Annotated in this window: 23 protein-coding genes and 1 tRNA gene; 14 read left to right on the top strand and 10 right to left on the bottom strand. The window is 51.2% G+C overall.

Going from position 1 to position 16,300, the window contains the following annotated elements; all coding sequences use genetic code 11:
- The first annotated feature begins 16 nt into the window (after positions 1-16).
- Together QI197_04155 and QI197_04160 are read left to right on the top strand one after the other, a co-directional pair.
- Positions 17-1,009, top strand: a complete 993-nt coding sequence (locus tag QI197_04155) for a prohibitin family protein (protein MDK2372551.1) — start codon at positions 17-19, stop codon at positions 1,007-1,009.
- Between the two features lies 1 nt (position 1,010).
- Positions 1,011-1,424 carry a DUF296 domain-containing protein gene (locus tag QI197_04160; protein ID MDK2372552.1) on the top strand — a complete coding sequence of 138 codons (414 nt, stop codon included), beginning with the start codon at positions 1,011-1,013 and terminating at the stop codon, positions 1,422-1,424.
- Here the strand turns inward: QI197_04160 and surE are convergent.
- Both surE and QI197_04170 read right to left on the bottom strand, forming a co-directional pair.
- Entirely contained in the window at positions 1,389-2,300 is a 912-nt protein-coding gene (gene surE, locus QI197_04165; GenBank protein MDK2372553.1) for a 5'/3'-nucleotidase SurE, read from the bottom strand. The two genes, QI197_04160 and surE, sit on opposite strands and share 36 nt — an antisense overlap.
- Before the next feature lie 3 nt (positions 2,301-2,303).
- Complete coding sequence (locus tag QI197_04170; GenBank protein ID MDK2372554.1) at positions 2,304-3,011, bottom strand: thioredoxin family protein; 708 nt, start codon at positions 3,009-3,011, stop codon at positions 2,304-2,306.
- A 128-nt stretch (positions 3,012-3,139) separates the two neighbouring features.
- Here QI197_04170 and QI197_04175 point away from each other — a divergent pair, with 128 nt between their 5' ends.
- The 5 genes from QI197_04175 to QI197_04195 all read left to right on the top strand — a co-directional run bounded on the left by QI197_04175 (position 3,140) and on the right by QI197_04195 (position 6,999).
- A complete protein-coding gene (locus tag QI197_04175) occupies positions 3,140-3,688 on the top strand; it encodes a hypothetical protein (protein ID MDK2372555.1) in 549 nt (182 codons plus the stop codon).
- A 211-nt stretch (positions 3,689-3,899) separates the two neighbouring features.
- Positions 3,900-4,487 carry a 2-oxoacid:acceptor oxidoreductase family protein gene (locus QI197_04180; protein ID MDK2372556.1) on the top strand — a complete coding sequence of 196 codons (588 nt, stop codon included), beginning with the start codon at positions 3,900-3,902 and terminating at the stop codon, positions 4,485-4,487.
- Positions 4,484-4,759, top strand: coding sequence for a 4Fe-4S binding protein (locus QI197_04185; GenBank protein MDK2372557.1), 276 nt, complete (start codon positions 4,484-4,486; stop codon positions 4,757-4,759). The genes QI197_04180 and QI197_04185 overlap by 4 nt, the downstream gene beginning before the upstream one ends.
- 12 nt (positions 4,760-4,771) lie before the next feature.
- Complete coding sequence (locus QI197_04190; GenBank protein ID MDK2372558.1) at positions 4,772-6,010, top strand: transketolase C-terminal domain-containing protein; 1,239 nt, start codon at positions 4,772-4,774, stop codon at positions 6,008-6,010.
- Positions 6,010-6,999, top strand: a complete 990-nt coding sequence (locus tag QI197_04195) for a thiamine pyrophosphate-dependent enzyme (GenBank protein ID MDK2372559.1) — start codon at positions 6,010-6,012, stop codon at positions 6,997-6,999. The genes QI197_04190 and QI197_04195 overlap by 1 nt, the downstream gene beginning before the upstream one ends.
- 59 nt (positions 7,000-7,058) lie before the next feature.
- Here QI197_04195 and QI197_04200 read toward each other — a convergent pair whose 3' ends face one another.
- The 3 genes from QI197_04200 to QI197_04210 all read right to left on the bottom strand — a co-directional run bounded on the left by QI197_04200 (position 7,059) and on the right by QI197_04210 (position 8,162).
- On the bottom strand, positions 7,059-7,262 hold the full coding sequence (locus QI197_04200) for a hypothetical protein (GenBank protein MDK2372560.1): 204 nt from the start codon (positions 7,260-7,262) through the stop codon (positions 7,059-7,061).
- A gap of 218 nt (positions 7,263-7,480) precedes the next feature.
- Entirely contained in the window at positions 7,481-7,867 is a 387-nt protein-coding gene (locus QI197_04205; GenBank protein MDK2372561.1) for a disulfide bond formation protein B, read from the bottom strand.
- 49 nt (positions 7,868-7,916) lie between these two features.
- Positions 7,917-8,162 carry an RNA repair domain-containing protein gene (locus QI197_04210; protein ID MDK2372562.1) on the bottom strand — a complete coding sequence of 82 codons (246 nt, stop codon included), beginning with the start codon at positions 8,160-8,162 and terminating at the stop codon, positions 7,917-7,919.
- Between the two features lie 60 nt (positions 8,163-8,222).
- On the opposite strand from QI197_04210, the gene QI197_04215 reads away from it, so the two are divergent.
- Genes QI197_04215 through QI197_04225 form a run of 3 tightly spaced genes read left to right on the top strand, consistent with a single transcriptional unit; the run spans position 8,223 to position 9,974 of the window.
- Positions 8,223-8,942 carry a metallophosphoesterase gene (locus QI197_04215; GenBank protein ID MDK2372563.1) on the top strand — a complete coding sequence of 240 codons (720 nt, stop codon included), beginning with the start codon at positions 8,223-8,225 and terminating at the stop codon, positions 8,940-8,942.
- Positions 8,943-8,983: 41 nt separating this feature from the next.
- The gene (cutA, locus tag QI197_04220; protein ID MDK2372564.1) at positions 8,984-9,271 is read left to right on the top strand and encodes a divalent-cation tolerance protein CutA; all 288 of its coding nucleotides are present in this window, start codon (positions 8,984-8,986) and stop codon (positions 9,269-9,271) included.
- Positions 9,255-9,974 (top strand): HesA/MoeB/ThiF family protein, encoded by a 720-nt coding sequence (locus QI197_04225; protein ID MDK2372565.1) that lies wholly within the window; start codon positions 9,255-9,257, stop codon positions 9,972-9,974. Before cutA ends, QI197_04225 begins: the two co-directional genes overlap by 17 nt.
- Here QI197_04225 and QI197_04230 read toward each other — a convergent pair.
- From QI197_04230 to QI197_04245, 4 genes are read right to left on the bottom strand one after another with little or no spacing between them, the layout of a single operon-like run.
- Complete coding sequence (locus tag QI197_04230; protein ID MDK2372566.1) at positions 9,958-11,487, bottom strand: glycine--tRNA ligase; 1,530 nt, start codon at positions 11,485-11,487, stop codon at positions 9,958-9,960. The genes QI197_04225 and QI197_04230 overlap by 17 nt on opposite strands.
- A complete protein-coding gene (locus QI197_04235; protein MDK2372567.1) occupies positions 11,468-12,043 on the bottom strand; it encodes a phosphoribosyltransferase in 576 nt (191 codons plus the stop codon). The genes QI197_04230 and QI197_04235 overlap by 20 nt, the downstream gene beginning before the upstream one ends.
- A gap of 9 nt (positions 12,044-12,052) precedes the next feature.
- Positions 12,053-12,343, bottom strand: coding sequence for a MazG nucleotide pyrophosphohydrolase domain-containing protein (locus QI197_04240; GenBank protein MDK2372568.1), 291 nt, complete (start codon positions 12,341-12,343; stop codon positions 12,053-12,055).
- A gap of 13 nt (positions 12,344-12,356) precedes the next feature.
- On the bottom strand, positions 12,357-12,518 hold the full coding sequence (locus QI197_04245; GenBank protein MDK2372569.1) for a hypothetical protein: 162 nt from the start codon (positions 12,516-12,518) through the stop codon (positions 12,357-12,359).
- Positions 12,519-12,579: 61 nt separating this feature from the next.
- Here QI197_04245 and QI197_04250 point away from each other — a divergent pair, with 61 nt between their 5' ends.
- Complete coding sequence (locus QI197_04250) at positions 12,580-13,506, top strand: MBL fold metallo-hydrolase (GenBank protein ID MDK2372570.1); 927 nt, start codon at positions 12,580-12,582, stop codon at positions 13,504-13,506.
- Here QI197_04250 and QI197_04255 read toward each other — a convergent pair whose 3' ends face one another.
- Entirely contained in the window at positions 13,507-14,004 is a 498-nt protein-coding gene (locus tag QI197_04255) for an Lrp/AsnC family transcriptional regulator (GenBank protein MDK2372571.1), read from the bottom strand.
- A 120-nt stretch (positions 14,005-14,124) separates the two neighbouring features.
- Between QI197_04255 and QI197_04260 the strand changes: the two genes are divergently transcribed.
- The 3 genes from QI197_04260 to QI197_04270 all read left to right on the top strand — a co-directional run bounded on the left by QI197_04260 (position 14,125) and on the right by QI197_04270 (position 16,290).
- Positions 14,125-15,789 carry a DUF2070 family protein gene (locus QI197_04260; protein MDK2372572.1) on the top strand — a complete coding sequence of 555 codons (1,665 nt, stop codon included), beginning with the start codon at positions 14,125-14,127 and terminating at the stop codon, positions 15,787-15,789.
- 52 nt (positions 15,790-15,841) lie between these two features.
- A tRNA-Lys gene (locus QI197_04265) sits at positions 15,842-15,918 on the top strand.
- 15 nt (positions 15,919-15,933) lie between these two features.
- Positions 15,934-16,290, top strand: a complete 357-nt coding sequence (locus QI197_04270; protein ID MDK2372573.1) for a hypothetical protein — start codon at positions 15,934-15,936, stop codon at positions 16,288-16,290.
- Positions 16,291-16,300 lie beyond the last annotated feature (10 nt).

Consider the following 16,300-nt stretch of genomic DNA (forward strand, 5'->3'; position numbering starts at 1 on the left):
TAGTGGGAGCTGAAAGATGCCTGGAAGAGACGACGAGATACCTGTGTATACGCCTGAACTTCCCTACCAGCCTAAAATTAGTGGTAGAGTGTTGTTAGCCGCTGCCCTTGTGATCCTCCTGCTGATAGCCTCTTTCCTGAGTGTATATACCGTTGAACTGGGTTATGCAGCCGTGACAGTGGATCCTTTCACAGGTGATATATCGGGGCCAGTTATAGGGCCTAAGGTCGCCTTCAAGATGCCCTGGCAGTCGGTCAAGAAGGTCTACATTGCCACGGACGCCGTCCACATGTGGACCGATGTCAACGCTGTCCAGCACGGTTACGGTAGCGCTATAGGAGACTATCCGGCTATAGAATCACTCACCAAAGATGGACTACAGGCTTGGGTGGACCTGACTGTAAGGTGGCACATAATCCCGAGCTCGGTACCAAAGATCGTGGAATCTTACCCAGCTCTGGACTACGAGGAGAAGCTGATAATACCTGAGATAAGGAAGATCGCCAGAGACGTTCTCTCCAAGTACGAGGCTGCCGAAGTACCCGTAGCTAGGGACAGGATTAGCGGTGAGATATTCAGCTTCCTCCAAGAGGTGTTCGCCAAGGACGAGACGACAGGCGGAGGTATAGTGATAGATGAGGTCTACGTCAGGAACATAAAGCTTCCTGAGGAATTCCTGAAGGCCATTCAGGAGAAGCTAACATCTCAGCAGAGGATGATAGCTGCTTACTACGACAGGAACAGGACCATAATACTCGCTAACGCCTCAGCCACTGCCAAGGTGCTCGAGGCCGAGGGTGAGGCTAAGTCAAGGATCATAATAGCCAATGGGACGGCGAGATCCATAGACATACTAGTTAGATCGGGAGCCGATCCGGATAAGATAGCACCACTAGTCATCTACCTAGAGGGGTTAAAGGACATAGCCAAGGCCAATGCTACCATAATAGTCACGGCCGGGGAGGCTACCCCTATTATGTATCCCATACAGACTAGTGCGGGTGGTTGAGTTGAAGTCGTTCGGCGTCAGGAAGGTACATGTGATCAGAGTGGATCGGGGAGAGGAGGTCGTCTCCTCAGTAATTAAGGCCTGCTCCGAGGCGGGAATAGGAGGGGCGGTTCTATCTGGCTTGGGACTGTTGAGCAAGGCTAAACTTGCCGTGTTCAATCCAGAGAAGGAGGAGTACGAGACCTTTGATGTGGATACGCCAATGGAGCTAGCCTCCCTAGCTGGGAATGTGAGCCTCAGGGAAGGGAAGCCCTTTGCTCACATCCATGTGGTCTTGGGGAATAAGGAGAGAACAGTGGCGGGCCATCTTGTCGAGGGATACGTCGGAGGGACGTGTGAAATTGCGATTATAGAACTTGAAGGGGAGCTGAAAAGGGATCTAAAGAGAGGAGGTCTCTTCCTCCTGAACGTGTGAGTGTTTTCCGGTCAAATCCATGAGATACCCCTTGAGCTGATCCACCAAGGAGGCGATTTCCTCCAAGGCCCTTCTCCTTTTTCTATTCAGCTCTTCACAGTTTAGCTCCCTTACACTCAGATCCAAGCTTATGGGGGTTATGGAGACTGCTCTCTCCACCATTAGAGCGTAAAGATCGGTGCCCCTATCCTTCTCAGTTACTGGAACCGGATTTCCACCCAACCAATAGTAAGGATTCCCTCTAGTATCTATTCTTTCCAGTACATAGTTCTCAAACTTCATTCTAGCTAGCCTAGTTACCCTTATGGGCGTGTCCTCTGATATTTTGTAAGGGAAGTTCACGTTGAGTAGATCTACGCCCTCCGGCAGTCCCTTCCTAACCAACCACTCCGTTATAATTGCCGCTAGTCTGGCTTGAGGTAGAAACCTGTCCACCGGGCGGCTGGGCTGTCCAGCGGGTATCTCCACGCTGAATGCGGATGATGTTATCCCCATTATCGTGCCTTGCAGGGCTGCCGCTATGGTACCACTCGTGAATATGTTGTCCAAGGTTATGTTGTCGCCCACATTTACACCGGAGACCACAACATCTGGTTCTGAGTCCATTATATATTTTACAGCAACGGTGACGGCATCTCCAGGGGTTCCGCTAACTGTGAACGCTTCCCTGTACCCGAAACCCCTAACCTTTACAGGAAGCTTCCTTATCCTGAGAGGCTTGTGAAGAGTTATTCCTTTTCCGGCCGCGCTCATTTCGTGCTCGGGGACAACAACAGTCACCTTACCGATCTTCCTCTCCATTAGACCAGTCCAAAAAGCCCTGAAAGGGGCAGAATGAAGCCCATCATCGTTCGTGAGGAGGATGTGATAATCCATACTCTATTCCCTCAGAGCCTTGATCAGATCCATTGCGTACTTCTCCTCCGGTTGCACCCCTATAGAGACCTCCTTTGGTATCTCCTTACCATTGTCTCTCACGGTTATCACATTATGAGGAACTGCAGAGACATGGAACATATCAGCTAGGTCGGGATTCTCGTACGCCTCTACGCAGTCTGCCTCGACCTGTCCTTTTAACTCTATGGCAAATTTATTGGCTAGGAGGACCTGATTCGGGCAGTAAGGACACGTTGGAGTCACGAATATCATTATATGAGCCTCTTTACCGTAGTTCCTAGCCTCCTTGAGAATCTCCCTGACCCGATCCGAGAGGCCACTATCATCTCTGCTCACCAGTATCATGGTCTCCACGAATGCCCAAGCCTCATATCCTGCTGGAGCGCCTGTGTACCTTATCCTGTATCCAGATCTAGGGTCTATTAGAATCGTGGGTGTCTTCGTTACTTTGAACTCCTCTATGAGTTCGGGTTCTAGGGTAACATCGTGTATCTCGACCCTTATCCTGTCGGATAGGTCGTCCAGCTCCCTTAGCAGCTGTTCCGTCCATTGGGAGTATTCTTCGTTGCCCACGCCTTTGAACATGACCAGCTCAATAGGTCGGACCATCTCGGCGTCAAATCTGGCCTTAAGCTGAGACGCCGTTTGCTCGTCAATGACCCTCTGGGAGTGGTTGTGCGCGTGGCCCATGCTTACACCGGAATAACCGACCACTCATCTATTTAAATTCCATCATGTAAACTCACATGGCCGAGGCTCATGCCATCGAAAAACACGGTTAATCTAACTAAAATTTACATTAAATTGGGATGATGACAATGAATAGGGATGAAAAAGAGGCTTCACTTTCAAAAGTGACCGCACAGATAGGTGTATGGAGCGCCCTAGCTGTGGCCGCTAGGATAGGGAAGCATGTCCTTATAGGCCCTCTTCAGTTCGTTAACTTACCTCTACTCTTTACGATGTTAGCTGGTATGCTTTACGGGAGTGATGTTGGTTTCGGCGTGGGATTCCTCTCCTTTTTAGTGTCCGATAGTGTAATCGGGCTGGGCATCTGGACCCTAGTCGATGGTGGTCTAGCGGGAGCTATAGGGGCAATCTGGGCTAGATTACGGATTAAAGAACGTGTATTCATCTTTGTAGTAGCATATCTGTCCACCTTCCTCTACGACATATTGACATCGTGGATCCTCTACCTGATATTCGGGTTCCCTCCTATGGAGGCGTTCATTCTGGGATTTGTGGGTTTATTCCTTCCCGTAGCAGGTGGTGGTGCTATAGCAATCGGTCCGACAACCGAGGCCACGACATCGCTTCTGCTGTCTATTTTAGCCCCTAGGTTCTTGGGTGAAAGAACCTACCAGTAAGTGGCTATACGCATTAATTAGATGTAGGTGACGCGGGAGGGACCCCTGTGGGGCAGATAAATGTTTACATATAATAATCAATAGGGGCCTTCACGTTAATCATACACTGTTTTTGTGTAAAAAGAGATCTAGAAACCTCTCAAGCTTAAGAATGGACAATCTAGATATCTTTTTACCCTTAAAGATGGTCATACTGTAGGGGTGGTATCCCCTGATTGAGATAAGATGGCACGGTAGAGGAGGACAAGGTGTTTGGAGCGGGTCTGCCGTACTCGCCTATTCAGCCATTAAAGCGGGTAAATACGCGCAGTCCTTCCCGCAGTTCGGTCCTGAGAGGATAGGTGGCCCGGTTACCGCGTTCAACAGGATCGATGATAAGCCTATAGTGGATAGGGGACCCATTTACGAGCCGGATATTGTTATAGTGATAGATCCAAGCCTGCTAAAGCCCAGGTACATGACGTCACTACTAAGCGGCCTAAAGAAGGGCGGTTACTTCCTAGCTAATAGCGAGAAATCTCCTTCTGAGTTGAGAGAAGAACTTGACTTGCCAGATGAGGCTCATGTGTGGTCCGTCGATGCCACGACCATCGCTCTGGAGGAGATAGGCAGGGCCTCTCCCAATACAACGATGCTGGGGATGCTACTTGCTGCAACTAACCTGCTACCTGTGGAGTATCTAGAGCAGGGTATATTGTGGAGATGGCCCGGCTCCGTAGGTGAGAAGAACATTAACGCTCTCAAGAGGGCGATGAAGGAGGCCAAGTCAGATCCCGCCAAGGAGGTGGTGAGTGTATGAGCACGCCGATGGTTGGGTGGAAGGATCTCCCCATGGCGGCAGTTCCCTTCTTGAGTGCGAGGGAATACCCCACTGGGGAGTGGGCGGTATTCCAGCCCAAGATAGATGAGAGCAAGTGTGTGAAGTGTGGGCTCTGTTGGATGTACTGCCCTGACAGCGTGTACAGGTGGGATGGGGAGGGAGTTCCCGTTCCCGACTTGGATCACTGCAAGGGTTGCGGGATATGCGCTACGGAGTGCCCCACTAAGGCAATAGAGATGGTTAGGATATGAGGGGTGAGTTTTATGGTGGTTCAGAAGTTGGTTAGTCAAACCATGATGGCCCTTAATGGAGATGAGGCTGTCGCTTGGGCTGTGAAGCAGAGCAATGTGGATGTGGTTGCAGCCTATCCGATAACTCCACAAACAATAATTGTGGAGAGAATATCCGAGTTCGTCCACAATGGAGAGGTGGACATGGAATTCATAAGGGTAGAAAGCGAACACAGCGCCCTAAGTGCGAGCTGGGGGGCGGCTCTCGCTGGGGCGAGGGCGTTTACTGCCACTGCTGCAAACGGTCTAGCCTTAATGTGGGAGATCTTGTACATAACCGCTTCCACTAGGACTCCGGTCGTCATGGCCGTCGTTAACAGAGCTTTGAGCGCGCCGATAAACATTCATAATGATCATAGTGACAGCATGGGAGCTAGGGACTCCGGTTGGATTCAGATCTACAGCGAAGATGCGCAGGAGGCCTATGATAACACCATAATGGCCTTCAGGATAGCTGAGGAGGCGATGTTACCTGTCATGGTAACCTTAGACGGATTCACCATATCTCATACACTGCAAAACGTCTCGGTTCTTCCTGATGAGGTTGTTTCAAACTTCGTCGGGATCAGGAAGATCCCAAGGATCAAGCTACCCCACATCTATGGGGAGAAGGAGATACCACTGATGCTGAACCCGAAGTATCCGATATCGTTCGGGCCACTGGACTTGTTCGACTACTACTTCGAGCATAAGGTCCAGCAGAATGAGGCCATGAAGGCTTCCATCCCCATCATAGAGAAGGTTCACAGGGAGTTCGCTGAGATAAGCGGAAGGTCTTACGAGCCCGTCCACATGATCCCCTATAAAACGGAGGACGCGGATGTCGTGCTGCTGGGCCTCTCCTCAACCATGAGTGTGGTGAGGAAGGTTGTGGACGAGCTGAGGAGTGAGGGGAAGAAGGTGGGTGCCATAAGGTTGAGGGTATTCAGGCCTTTCCCAGCTGACATGATTAGGAAGGAACTTTCTAAGATCAGCACTGTAGGTATCCTTGATAGATCGTTGAGCTTCGGGGCCGAGGGTGGTCCCGTATTCATGGAGGTGAGATCTGCCCTTTACAGCTCCTCCTCGAAGCCCACCGTATACGACTATGTGTACGGGCTTGGAGGAAGAGATTTACCGCCCAAACTGATAAAGAAGGCGTTCAACGAACTCCTTGAGGCTAGAGAAGAGCCAGAGAAGCCTGTTATCAAGTATCTGGGGGTGAGGGAGTGATGGTAGCTAAGGCTGTATGGAGGCCGGATATAAAGGAACTGGCGAGGATAGAGGGTCAGAAGAGGCCTGTTGAGTCCGGTCACAGGTTGTGCGCAGGCTGCGGCGCGGGGATAATAATAAGGCAGATAGCCATGGCAGCTAGAAAGCCGCTAGTCTGGATAAATGCCACGGGATGCGTTGAAGTAGCGACGACCATATTCCCGTACACCTCTTGGAACATCCCTTGGGCTCACAATGCCTTTGAGAACGCCGCAGCTGTCGGGTCCGGAGTGGAAGCCGCTAGAAAGAAGCTAGCTAGGGTGAACAGGTTCGATGGAGATCCCGATGTAGAATTGGATTACGACGTGATAGTGCTTGGTGGAGATGGAGGTACTTACGATATAGGACTGCAGGCGATATCCGGGGCCTTTGAGAGGAGGCATAAGATCATGTATGTGCTATATGACAACGAGGCTTACATGAACACCGGTATACAGAGGTCAGGTGGAACGCCCTTCGGAGCGAGGACCACCACCACTCCAGTAGGCAAGGTGATCAAGGGTAAACCCCTCTTCAAGAAGCCGATAATGGACATAATGGTGGCTCACGGGATACCTTATGCAGCTACAGTTTCTCCTGCCTACTGGAACGATGCGCTCGTCAAGTTCAGGAAGGGTTTCGAGGCGGAGGGTCCAGCATTCATTCACGCCTTCTCCACATGTCCACTCGGCTGGGGAAGCGCCCCAGAGGATACGGTGAAGATTATGAAGCTGGCCGTCGAGACATGCGTCTTTCCTCTCTACGAGGTCGTGGATGGGGAGTACAGGCTCACCGGTCCGAGCGTATCCATAGCCAAGAATCCCGACAGGAAGAAGCCCGTCGAGGAGTACTTGAAGCTTCAAGGAAGGTTCAGGCACATGTTCAAGCCTGAGAACAAGTGGATGATAGAGAAGTTCCAAGAATGGGTAGACAGACAGTGGGAAACCCTGCTGAAGAAAGCGGGTTACTGAACCCCTCACCTTTCTCATTTTTGGAGGGATTTGTAAGGAAAAACGCTTGCTAGTTTCGGTCAGAACTCTTCCTCTTCTTCCTCCCAGAATATCTCTTCTTCCTCTTCTTCCTCCCAGAAGTCCTCGTCTTCGAGCCACTCCTCCTCTTCTATCCCTTCCTCAAGAGGTATAACCTCTTTCACCTCTCCCTTCTCTATCTTGACTCCGAGAAGGGCTCCGCAGTTGGGGCACTGTATTTCTCCCTCGTAGTCCTCCTCGTCCAAGTAGAATTCATAGCCGCATGATGGACATGTTATCTCCACCAATGCCGACACCGCGTTGCTAAGCTTGACTACACTATATATAAGTTTCGGAGGGATCCGGTAGATTAGTTAAACGTTTTAGATAATAGTGGCCATATTATATAGATAAATAGGTTCATTCGCCATCATATAGAAACATTATCTGAGTTACTGTTAGGATTAGACACCGGAAACGATCCTCAACTACCGTACCTGATTAGTAGCAGCGCTAGGACTAACTCTATGATGCCCCCGAGCAGGGCTAGGGAGAACAGTCTGTAGCTCACGTTTAGCTCGATAGATAGGGTGCACGCCTCTATACACGGATTACTCTGGTATCCCAAGAAACCGAGTATCCCCCAGCTGGAAATGCCGATGATGAGCAGGGATATGGCTAGAATCAAGTAGGATGCCCTCTTAAACTTGAAGTAAGCCAGTGATATTAGAAATATCGCGATGTAGCTGAACCTAAGGGTATAGCAGGAGAGGCACGGTCTGATGCCCTGAACGAACTCCGTATAGAAGCTCAGGAGGATCCCTACTAAAGCTATGAACGCTATAGTAAGGGAGATTGCCTTGGTGGACATACCCATCCCGTTCAATTCCCGAGCATCACATAAAAAATTTTTAAGATTTTCATACGTCCTCCTTGAGGTAAAGGAGTTCCCTTCCCCTCCAGATAGCAACAATCCTATGGTGTGGTATCTCCCTTCCGTCCTTCAGTATCACCCTATCGCTCCTCACTTCGATCTCGTCCCCTCTCACCTCTTCTAGGTCGTTTGAGGACCCTCTGCTCACGAATACTATTCTAAACTCTTCAGGCTTCACCCTAGGATCCCACACCATCGACTCTAGGATAGACCTGACCCTGCCTTTTCTCACGTGAATTCCAAACGACGTAGTAGTTTAATTGGATGATGCATATCCAGCACTAGGTTGAAAATGAAAGTGCTGGCAGTGTCCGATGTACATGCGCCCGTATGGCTGAAGGATCTAGAGAATGCTGTGAGTAGGAAGCAGAAAGGAGAGTACCTCATCCTGATAGCAGGTGACATGGTAGATAGAGGGAACTACAAGCAGTATCGAAGGGTAGTGGATGTCTTGGAGGGTCTAGGAGATGTCAGGATGGTGGCTGTCTTCGGCAATGACGAGTACGATAGTGTGAAGGATGCCATAAGGGAGGAGAACCCTGAGGTAACGTTTCTCGATGATGAGAGCATAGTTTTGGAGGTGGAGGGGCGGAGGGTAGGCATAGTTGGGTCCAGAGGGAGTCTGGAACTCCCTACTACGTGGCAAAAGAGAAACATCCCAGGGATAGAGAAGATCTACAGCGAGAGGTTGAGGGTGATAGGAGAGATGCTCAGAGAGCTCAGGGAAAAGGTTGATGTAACAGTTCTCCTTACCCACTACGCCACCACGACGAAGACCATGAAGGGTGAGAATCCCAGGGCTTGGAGGTACTTGGGCCACAGGGGGTTCGAGAGGTACATGAAAGAGGGGCTCGTAGACGTTGCTGTCCACGGACATGTTCACAACGGGAGTAAGACCGCTAGAGTCGGCAATACCAAGGTATACAATGTGGCCTTCCCCATTTGGTGGGAACTGGTTGAGATAGATCTGAGGAGCGAGCGCATTTCAATAGAGGAGTTCCTGTCCAAGTAGTTGATTGGGGGTGATCTCGCCTGAAAATAGTATTGACTACTGTGGAGCGGGAGGGAGATGCCGAGAAACTTGCGTCCTCACTGTTAGGAGAGAAGCTAGCTGCATGCATCTCTTTCTTCCAAGTTAGAAGCTTGTACTGGTGGAAAGGGAAGATAGAGAGGGCTCAAGAGTTCCTCCTGATTATCAAGACCGCTGATGAATTGATGGATAGGTTGATAGAGTATCTGACCGGGATACATCCTTACGATGTTCCCGAGATAGTGGTCCTCCCCGTGGAGAGGGTATGGGAGGCGTATGAGAGGTGGTTGAGGGATGTCACGCTACGATAGGCAGATCCCACTCATAGGGGAAGATGGTCAGAGGAGGCTGAGTAATTCACTCGTAGCAATCGTGGGGCTGGGAGGTATAGGTTCTCCCTTGGCCCTCTATTTGGGAGGTGCTGGAGTTAATCTAAGGCTAATAGACGGCGATCTCGTCAGTTTGGATAATCTTCACAGGCAGATCCTGTACGGGGAGGATGACGTGGGTTTACCCAAGGCTCTAGTTGCTGAAAGGGAGATCAAGAGGAGGAATAAGGAGATAGAGGTGGAGGGAATACCCGAGCCCCTCACCGAGGGTAATATAGGCGATGTGCTCTCGGGGGTCGATCTAGTACTCGATGCGACGGACAACTTCGCCACTAGGTACCTGATAAATGAGTATTCCGTTTCTCACAGGATTCCCTTCATCTACTCCGCTATCTCCGGCTTTTATTTCGCAGTAACGTTCATAGTTCCTAGGGAGACTCCCTGCTTGAGGTGCATGTTCCCAAACGTCCAAGACAGGGGCCCTGTTCCGGTCTTGGGGATGACTCCGGCTCAGGTCGCCTCCATAGCAGCCGTGGAGGCCGTGAAGTACTTAGCTGGCATGGAACCCTCTCTTAAAGGTAAGTTGCTGATGGGAGATCTCAGGACGATGGAGTACACGGAAATAAAAGTGGAGAGGGATCCCAAGTGCCCGGTCTGTAGCAGGCTGTTCACAGGAGGTCCTTGATGTTCCTCCCCTCGTATATGAAGCTCCTTAACTTGGCCGGTAGCTCCACGATCCTCACCCTCACCTGTTCCATAGTATCTCGATCCCTGAGGGTGACTGTCTCGTCCTCCATCGTCTGGTGATCCACCGTAACGCAGGCCGGGGTACCCACCTCGTCCATCCTTCTGTATCTCCTGCCTATAGTTCCTGATTCATCATAGAAGGCCACGAAGCCCTCCGATATTAACATCCTGTAGATCTCCTTAGCTTTCTTGGGCATTCCATCCTTCTTCATTAGTGGGAAGACCGCCACCTCGATGGGCGCTAGGTATCTCGGAAGCTGCAGCCAGACCCTCTCCTCGTCCTCCCTGTAGGCAAGCATCAGCTCATGGAACAACACCCTATCCAAGCCTATGGATGGCTCGTAGAGGTGCGGTAGGAGCTTCCTCTTGCCGTCGGGGCTGGTGACCCTGAGATCGTTTCCTGAGACCTTCATGTGGCCAGACAGATCATAGTCCGTGCGGTAGGCGTTGTTGACCAGCTCGACCCAACCCAAGTCCTCGGTATAGACCTCCAGATCCCAGTGGGCTAGAGCATAGTGGGCCTTCTCACCCTCTATGAGCTCCCTATATCGGAGCCTTTCCAGAGGAAAGCCCAGCACCTCGCTGAAGAACTTCTGGTACAGAACCAGCCAGTAGGTTATAAGGTGGTTTATGGTGTAGCCTGTCTCGAGACCTTCTCTAGCGGTCATCTCCACTATTCTCCCCGTCTCCCTGTCCTCCCTCCTGAGGAACCTTATCTTGTAGTCCATGTAGGGTTCGAGCTTCTCGCGGTACATCTCGTCGGGATTATCCGGATCGAAGAACACGTGAATCTCCAGCTGCTGAAACTCCCTCATCCTTATCAAGGCTCTTCTCGGGGAGATCTCGTTCCTGAAGACCCTTCCAACCTGTCCGAGGATGAAGGGAAGTTTCCCCCTCATGGTCATGTATGACTTCCTGAACTCCACCACGCTCCCCTGAGTTGTCTCCGGCCTCAGCGCGGCGTTGGGCTCCTCGGCCTCAGCACCTACCGAGAGGGTGAACATCAGGTTGAACTTCTTTATTCCAGTCCACTCCTTGGAACCGCACTTGGGACATTTTATCCCGTTATCCACTATGATCTTCATCAGCTCTTCGTCCGAAAGTCCCTCCAAGTTCTCTTCTATACCCAAGGTTTCCTCTATCAGTTTATCAACCCTGAACCTCGAGTGGCACCTCTTGCACTCTATTAGCTTGTCGAAGAAGTGTTCCAAGTGGCCCGAAGCCTCGAATACCTTGAGTGGAAGTATGTTAGGGGTCTCTATCTCATGTACTCCCTCGGGAAGCACTATCTCCCTCCTCCAGAGGGAGACTATCTTTTCTTTCATCCTGAGGCCTAGAGGCCCGTAAACATAGAAGCCCGCGGGAGCCCCAGAGTAGACATCCCTAGAGGATGGCCAGAAGAAACCCCTCCTCGTGGCCAGCTCCACGATCTTATCGTACGTACCCCTCATTTTCCACTACCCACCTCACGATATCATCAGGCACTCCCGCTTGCCTCAGTACCTCGTATATGTAATCTTGGCCCTTATCACCGTACTTCATAAAGAAGTATCTGACGGTCTCAGCGTATTCCCAAAAATATATGACCCAAGCATCCGTCTCCTCCGAGTAATAGTCCGGCTTAATCTTGCTCCAAGGCTTGTAGTGCATGGTAGCTACCCTAACTTCAGCAGCTCCCCTCTCCTCCAAGTGTTCCTTGGCCACGATGAGGCTGTCTCCCGTGTCAGCTACATCGTCCACTAGCAAGACCTTCTTACCGTCTAGTCTCGTGGGAAGGGGTTCCACGACCTCAGCTCCTTCCCTGATGTCGAGGGCTTCATAATGAACCACCCTTATGCTCCTTATATCCCTCACATCCAAGAAATCGCTCAGGAGCCTAGCTATCACCACTCCGCCCCTGAGTATCGCCACGATCGTGTCGGGCTTGAAACCCGAATTTATTACGGAATCCGCCAGCCTTCTAGCATAGATCAATGCGTCATCAGGGCTGACATGCAGGAACTTCATGGACACGTGTCACACCTCCGGGCACCTACAGGGGATCGATCCACATTTGGGACATCCTTTTCCATATCTTTCAACAAAAGCAGATTCCAAATCTATGGAGAGAAGATCGGCTAGGCTTAGCAGCCATGCGAGAACATCGGCAAACTCTTCCTTGAGGTTGTCGTCATCGGAGGTCCTCAGAGACCTGAAGAGCTCCCCTAGCTCCTCCCCCAAGTGGAGAGCGGTTCCCTTAACGCCTCTTTTACGGTCTCTCTCGCCGTAAATCTTTCTTATCAGCTCTTGGGCCTCGGATATTCTCATCGGCATTACCTGCTCACATGAGCTGAAGAGCTATTATGACGACGCCCGTTACGACCGATAGCAAGACGGGGAACCACTTGGGGACCTTTAAGCCGCCTGCCTCGTCTGTGCTGAAGGTCAGGATACCAGCAACGGACATCGGCATGAAGCTCTTATCCTTCTTACCCTTGGGCATGTTACCCCCGCGCTCGGGGAGCTGGACCACACTAATAAATTTGCAATGGTGAGTTCAGGAGATGAGAATAAGGTTCAGAAACGGCATAGAACTCGACTGTGGAGGAAAGCTGCTCCTAGACCCAGTGAGGACAGTGAAAGACGTACCTTCTCTCATATCCCACGCTCATTCTGATCACGTACCCAAGGATGTGGGGAATCCCTTGGGGCGGATCATAGCTACCGAGGGAACCGCGGCTCTCATCCGGAGGAGGTATGGAAATGGAACCATGGACATCATCCATTTCGACGAGAGCGTGGAACTGGGACCCTTAGAGGTGTATGCCTTCCCAGCTGGGCATATATACGGATCCGCAGGGTTCTTGATAAATTGTGGAAGAAGAACTATCTTTTATACAGGGGATGTGAATCCTCTCGGCGGGCTTACGGTGGAGAGTCCCGCTAGGATCCCGAGTTCGGACGTACTGATAATCGAGTCCACCTACGGGCATCCCAGATACAGGTTCCCCGATCCCCATAAGGTGAGGACGGATATAGCTAGGTGGGTCGCGGAGGAGGTGTCCTCCGGTAGATCCCCTGTCATAGAGGCATACCTAGTGGGAAAGTCTCAAGAAGTTATAGCTCTCCTGAACAAGTACACGAATGTGGAGGTCGTGGTCTCTGAAAGAGTCGCCGAGGTGAGTGAACCTCTCAGGGATAGGTTCGGGCTCAAATATAAGACTTCGACTGACGGGCCCCATGTCCTAGTCACCCATAGGGCTAGGATCAATGGGAAGGCTAGGGTGACTGGCTGGGCCCTCTTCTCTAAGAGGAGACAGGATTTCCCGCTGAGTGCCCATGCCGATTTCGATGGGCTCGTGAGTATAGTTATGGGCACCAACCCCGAGAAGGTGCTGACCGTCTATGGGTTCAGCGAGGAATTCGCTAAATGGTTGAAAAAATGGGGGATTGATGCTCAACCGCTTGGAGGAGAATGGATGGAGCTCTGATCATCTCTTCTTCGTGGTAATCCCGGGTATCTCATCGGGAACCACAGAGGGCCTCTCCTTGACGGTGTCGAGGACGAGGGATGTGTTCGTGTCCCTGAGACCGGGTATGCTCTGGATCTTCCGGAGTATATCGTTCAACTCGGATTGGCTGCCAGCTATGACCTTGAGCACCACATCATACTGACCAGTTATCTCATGTACTTCAAGTACCGAGTTCCCTAGGAGCTCCACCACTTTTTTAGCCACATCTGTGTGCTTGCCTGGTTCCGTCTCTAACAGGATTATATACTTGTTCCCCTTACCGAGTTTAGCGTGGTCAACGAGAGCGGTGTACCCCTTTATTATACCAAGCTCCTCGAGCTTCCTGACCTTCTTCATGACACCAGCAGGGCTCATTCCGAGCTCTCTGGCTATCTGGGTATAGGTTATCCTTCCATTCTCCACCAGTTTCCTCAATATCTCTATCTCCTTCGCGGTTATTCCCTTTACTCTAGGCATGAGATAACACCCCCACAGCGCCGTCCAAGGGGATGGGGAGTCGGTTCCCGACTCCTTGCTAACATCTACACCCACGTAAATAAAAAGATTTTTGCATTATGAGGGGATGGTGTTATAGAAGTGCGGTATAATGTGGCACTGGATGTTGCCACTGAGAGGAGTAAGGATCTTTTCACCCTCCCGGGGATATACTCGGCATTATTGCTCAATATTGTTGCCGTTACACTCCCGTGGAGTGGACTTCATGTAGTAGGAGCTTACCTGTCTTCCTTGAGATACCTGTTCACATCTGCTCTCTTCTCAACAACATCCTTGTTCTCAGTCTGGAGGAGCGCCGAGTATTTCGACCTGAGGAGATCCTTATGGACCTCCTTTTTCGTAACGGCACCACTTGCCTTTGGGGTTCTTCTTGAGGGATTGGTTATCCCCTTTTATTCGCTTTGCTACACGTCTCTCCTCCTTGCCTCTCTCATATCTTGGTCCATGGGAAAATCTACCAAATCTAAGTTGCTGCCATTCATCCTAGCTGGGGAGGCGATCGCTGTCAATGGACTGTCGCTCCAGCTTCTCTCGATCCTCATCTCATCGATGATCTCAGCTCGCCTCGTGGGGGCAGTTGTGGGTTCGATAACCGAGCCAGTTATAGGGCTCAAGGGATTCGATGGTGTCAGGGCTCTAGCAGATATCGTACTGGGGGATTCCGGGGCCTCTCTAGAGGAGAAGTTGGTGGAGAGGGGCGTGAAGGGCTTCGCCAGTTTTGATGTCATAAAACTAGGTGAATCGGTGATTACAGCTATTGATGTGCATCCTGGTCCATTTAGGATGGGAAGCCACGATCTCCCGAGGAGAGTCTTAGCTCGTCTCAGGGATAGGGGGTTGAATCCTATCTTTCTGAGGAGAGCATGTTCTCACGAGAGAAATCTAGCCTCATCGAAGTTCACGGATGAGATACTGGAGGAGATCGTGAGGTCATTAGGTAAGGTAACGCCCTGCTGCATCGGGGAACCGGTGTTCACCTCAAATGATGGGTTCGAGGTCGGTGCCCAGAGATTCGATGACACCCTGCTCTTCACCGTCTCGGGCAGGCCTCTAGAGAGTTTCGAAGATATCCCACATGAGATCGAGGGGGTCTTAGCTAGGGAATTGGGGGTTAATGTGTCAGTTGTGGATAGACATGATTCGCTCAGAAGAGATTGGTACGAGATGGCCTTCATTGACTCGGAACTGGGTCAGAAATTGGTCAGGATCCTTTTAGAAGTGGGGAGATCCGCCCTTCAAAGGGAATGTCGGGAGAGAGTGTTAGTGGGATACCGATGGGATGACCCTGGCTGGCCTTCCGTAGGGCGCGGAGGGGTTGGGGTGGTCAGTTTGAGGGTGGGCGATATTACCGCCTCCTATATGATGATAGACGGCAACAACATGGTCCCCGAGCTCAGGGATCTGATAGATGAGTTCGCTCCCCGAGGAGTTAGGGTGATAGTATCCACTACCGATACTCATGAGACTATCTCCACCAAGCACAGGTATAATCCGGTCGGCAACGAATGCCGTACCGAAGAGTGCCTGAGGGAGAGAGCATCCTACCTCATTGACTTGGTTAAGAAGTCGATAGGATCCATGGAAGAGGTAAAGGCTGAGTGTTACAGGGGGGAAGTGGAGGCTGTGTTCATGGGAAGCGAGCTCATGGCAATGCTCTCGTCCCTAATGGGATCAAGCAGGCTGGCCAAACCCTTGCTGGCGTTGGCAATGCTTCCACAAATTGTGGCCCTTCTCCTGTGGGTGTGAACCGGATTGGGCAGGATAAGATTTATCTAGGGGAGGACCTTACAATCCATCCGGGCCCGTAGCTCAGCATGGAAGAGCACCCGGCTTTTAACCGGGGGGTCGCGGGTTCGAATCCCGCCGGGCCCGCCACTTGGGGTGATCCGGTTGAGCGATCTCGACAGGGCAAAGGAGCTGCTGGAGGAGGCTAGAAGGGAACGCTCCGAGGTGGAGAGGTATCTCACGCTCATAAAGGAATCGATGATACACTCGTTCAGGGCAGGGCTCAGCAGGTTAGGAATCGAAGCCGACCATGAGAACGTCCTGAGGCTCTATCTCACGACTCCCCACGCGTATAGACCTTCGGTGGGAGAGCCGGAATTGGAGGAGTTCGAGTTCAGGTATGGCCTCATCACATCAGATAAACTAGGTGCAATGAGGGTAGACGACAGATTCTTGGATGCGATCCTAGATCTGGCTGAGAGGATATACTTCTGGGCCGAATCCATAAACAAGAAATGGTGAGTTAGGACCG

The organism is Thermoproteota archaeon (assembly GCA_030130125.1).
GTDB lineage: Archaea > Korarchaeota > Korarchaeia > Korarchaeales > Korarchaeaceae > Korarchaeum.

Coding starts and splice junctions, on each gene's coding strand:
- QI197_04240 (MDK2372568.1), bottom strand. CDS start 12,343: ATGAGAATATCCGAGGCCCAAGAGCTGATAAGAAAGATTTACGGCGAG.
- QI197_04185 (MDK2372557.1), top strand. CDS start 4,484: ATGAGCACGCCGATGGTTGGGTGGAAGGATCTCCCCATGGCGGCAGTT.
- QI197_04205 (MDK2372561.1), bottom strand. CDS start 7,867: ATGTCCACCAAGGCAATCTCCCTTACTATAGCGTTCATAGCTTTAGTA.
- QI197_04225 (MDK2372565.1), top strand. CDS start 9,255: ATGTCACGCTACGATAGGCAGATCCCACTCATAGGGGAAGATGGTCAG.
- QI197_04155 (MDK2372551.1), top strand. CDS start 17: ATGCCTGGAAGAGACGACGAGATACCTGTGTATACGCCTGAACTTCCC.
- QI197_04245 (MDK2372569.1), bottom strand. CDS start 12,518: ATGCCCAAGGGTAAGAAGGATAAGAGCTTCATGCCGATGTCCGTTGCT.
- QI197_04230 (MDK2372566.1), bottom strand. CDS start 11,487: ATGAGGGGTACGTACGATAAGATCGTGGAGCTGGCCACGAGGAGGGGT.
- QI197_04175 (MDK2372555.1), top strand. CDS start 3,140: ATGAATAGGGATGAAAAAGAGGCTTCACTTTCAAAAGTGACCGCACAG.
- QI197_04250 (MDK2372570.1), top strand. CDS start 12,580: ATGAGAATAAGGTTCAGAAACGGCATAGAACTCGACTGTGGAGGAAAG.
- QI197_04170 (MDK2372554.1), bottom strand. CDS start 3,011: ATGGGCCACGCGCACAACCACTCCCAGAGGGTCATTGACGAGCAAACG.
- QI197_04190 (MDK2372558.1), top strand. CDS start 4,772: ATGGTGGTTCAGAAGTTGGTTAGTCAAACCATGATGGCCCTTAATGGA.
- QI197_04255 (MDK2372571.1), bottom strand. CDS start 14,004: ATGCCTAGAGTAAAGGGAATAACCGCGAAGGAGATAGAGATATTGAGG.
- QI197_04235 (MDK2372567.1), bottom strand. CDS start 12,043: ATGAAGTTCCTGCATGTCAGCCCTGATGACGCATTGATCTATGCTAGA.
- QI197_04215 (MDK2372563.1), top strand. CDS start 8,223: ATGAAAGTGCTGGCAGTGTCCGATGTACATGCGCCCGTATGGCTGAAG.
- QI197_04195 (MDK2372559.1), top strand. CDS start 6,010: ATGGTAGCTAAGGCTGTATGGAGGCCGGATATAAAGGAACTGGCGAGG.
- surE (MDK2372553.1), bottom strand. CDS start 2,300: ATGGATTATCACATCCTCCTCACGAACGATGATGGGCTTCATTCTGCC.